1 protein-coding gene and 1 pseudogene are annotated in these 2,731 nt (G+C 36.5%); both read left to right on the top strand.

The genetic code is table 11. The features are described 5' to 3' along the window. On the top strand, nucleotides 1-1,860 hold a 1,860-nt coding region (locus tag SULYE_RS07530; protein WP_007548124.1), incomplete at its 5' end, for a glutamate synthase central domain-containing protein. Between the two features lie 142 nt (nucleotides 1,861-2,002). After that, nucleotides 2,003-2,728, top strand: a pseudogene (locus tag SULYE_RS08620) (glutamate synthase-related protein); the annotation flags it as partial. Nucleotides 2,729-2,731: the final 3 nt, after the last annotated feature.

Here is a 2,731-nt window from a genome sequence, read left to right as displayed (position 1 = left end):
ATATCAAAAGAAGGTGTAAAAGTTGATAATTTTGAAAAAGAATTATTTATCTTAAGAAAAAAACTTGAAAAGCTTGCTAATAATCCTGATTACAAAGATTTTTATATTCCTTCTCTATCTTCAAGAACAATAGTTTATAAAGGACTTGTTACAGCTCCAAAATTGAGAGATTTTTACTATGATTTACAAGATGAAGATTATGAAACAGCTTTTGCAATATTCCATCAAAGATATTCAACTAATACATTTCCTAACTGGAGGCTTGCTCATCCTTTCAGAATGCTTGCCCATAATGGAGAAATAAATACTATTTCAGCAAACAGAAACTGGCTAAAAGCTAAATACCAAGACATTAGAGAAGTATGGGGAGACCTTGCAGAGTATATTTTGCCAATTACAAACGATACTGACAGCGACTCTGCATCTCTTGACAACGCAGTAGAATTTTTAGTCCATTCTGGAAAAGACATTTTAACTGCAATTAATGTATTAGTTCCAAGAGCATGGGAAAACGATACAAGATTAACACCAGAAGAAAGAGCATTCTATGAATATTTTGCATGTATTTTTGAAAGCTGGGATGGTCCTGCTGCTATAGCATTTACAGATGGAAAAATCATAGGTGGAAAGTTAGACAGAAACGGTCTAAGACCGGCAAGGTACATAATTACAGAAGATACTATACTTATGGCTTCTGAAGTTGGAGTTATAGAATTTCCGGAAGAAGAAGTAAAATTAAAAGGAAGATTAGGTCCGGGAGATAAAATAGCTCTTGATTTAGAATCAGGAAAGATCTATTTCTCAGAAGAGATTATAGACCTGCTTGTTAAAAATAAAAAATACAAAGAATGGGTAGAAGAGAATATCACTCCGTTTATACCGGCTAAGGATGTTCCGGAAGTAGAAAGAAAAGATGTATTAAAAGAGTTAATTACTTTTGGATATGATAAAGATGAGATAAACATGGTTGTTAAAGAAATGGCTCTTAAAGGAGCAGAGCCTACCTACTCAATGGGTAATGACACGCCTATATCTGTTTTATCAAGAAAACCTAAAATGCTTGCCTCTTACTTTAAACAAAGATTTGCACAGGTTACAAACCCACCGATAGACCCAATCAGAGAAAAAGCCGTTATGTCTTTAAAGACATACGTAGGAAAAAAAGAAAACTTTTTACTTGAGACGCCACAGCATGCAAAACAGATTGTTTTTGATTCACCAATCATTTTTGACAACGAAATGCAAGAACTTATACAAACGTATCCAGAAAAAATCCAAATAATTCCAACTATATTCCCACCTTACGATACTGCGTTAGAACCGGCTTTAGATGAAATTTGTCAAAGAGTTGAAGAGGCGGTAGACAATGGAAAAGAAATCATAATCTTATCAGATAGAGATGTATCTATTGAGGGTGCTCCAATTCCTATGGGTCTTGCTGTTGGAGCTGTTAATGCTTATATGTCAAGAAAAGGCAAAAGAAGTAAATTTAGCATAATAGCAGATTCAGGAGAGGTTAGAGATACTCACAGCATAGCTTTCTTGATAGGATACGGCGCTACTCTTGTAAATCCATACATGGCTGTACAGATAATAAGAAATCTTGTTGAAGAAGACAGTAAGTTTGAACTATCTTTTGAAGAAGCAGTAAAGAATTATAAAAAAGCTGTCAATGAAGGGCTTTTAAAGATAATGTCAAAAATGGGAATTGCTACGATAAAAAGTTATAGGTCTGCCGGCTTATTTGAGGCTCTTGGTATTTCTCAGGAAGTCGTAGATAAATGCTTCCCGGGAACGATTTCTAAGCTTGATGGAATAGGATTTATAGAGATAGCAAGGGAGACTTTGGGCAAGATTTAATAAAGCATTCTCAGGAGAGCTTACAGAGCTTCCGGTAGGTGGAGAGTACAGGCATAGAAGAGAAGGCGGAGAGTTCCACTCTTGGAATCCAAAAGCTTTAACTTCTCTACATAGAGCAGTAAGACAGGTTAAGCTTGAGGAGTATAAAGCATTTACAGAATATGCTTATGCAGAAAAACCGGTAGAGCTAAGAGATTTACTTGAAATAACATCAGATAGACCACCAATTCCGATAGAAGAAGTAGAGCCAATAGAAAGTATAATGAAAAGATTTGTCGGTGCCGGGATGTCCGTCGGAGCTTTAAGCAGAGAAGCGCATGAGACCATAGCAGAAGCTTTAAACTCTTTTGGTGGTAAATCAAACTCCGGTGAAGGTGGTGAAGACCCGGCAAGATATGGAACTATAAAAAATAGTAAAATCAAACAGGTTGCATCAGGAAGGTTTGGAGTAACGCCAGAATATTTAAATTCAGCTGAAGAGATAGAAATAAAAATAGCCCAAGGTGCAAAACCGGGAGAAGGTGGACAGCTACCGGGTAAAAAGGTTGATGCATACATTGCATTTTTAAGACATGCAAGACCCGGAACAACTTTAATATCTCCACCACCACATCATGATATTTACTCAATAGAAGATTTAGCACAGCTAATTTATGACTTAAAAATGATAAACCCAAGGGCTAAAATAATCGTAAAACTTGTATCAGAAAGCGGAATTGGTGTTGTAGCTTCAGGGGTAGCAAAAGCTTTTGCTGATATTATCCATATCTCCGGACATGATGGTGGAACCGGAGCATCTCCGTTAGTATCTATAAAGCATGCTGGAACAATTTGGGAGCTTGGACTTCCGGAGGTCCATAGAGCTTAATAG

It is taken from the genome of Sulfurihydrogenibium yellowstonense SS-5, assembly GCF_000173615.1.
GTDB classification, from domain to species: domain Bacteria; phylum Aquificota; class Aquificia; order Aquificales; family Hydrogenothermaceae; genus Sulfurihydrogenibium; species Sulfurihydrogenibium yellowstonense.
This window is presented reverse-complemented; position numbering and strand designations above follow the sequence as displayed.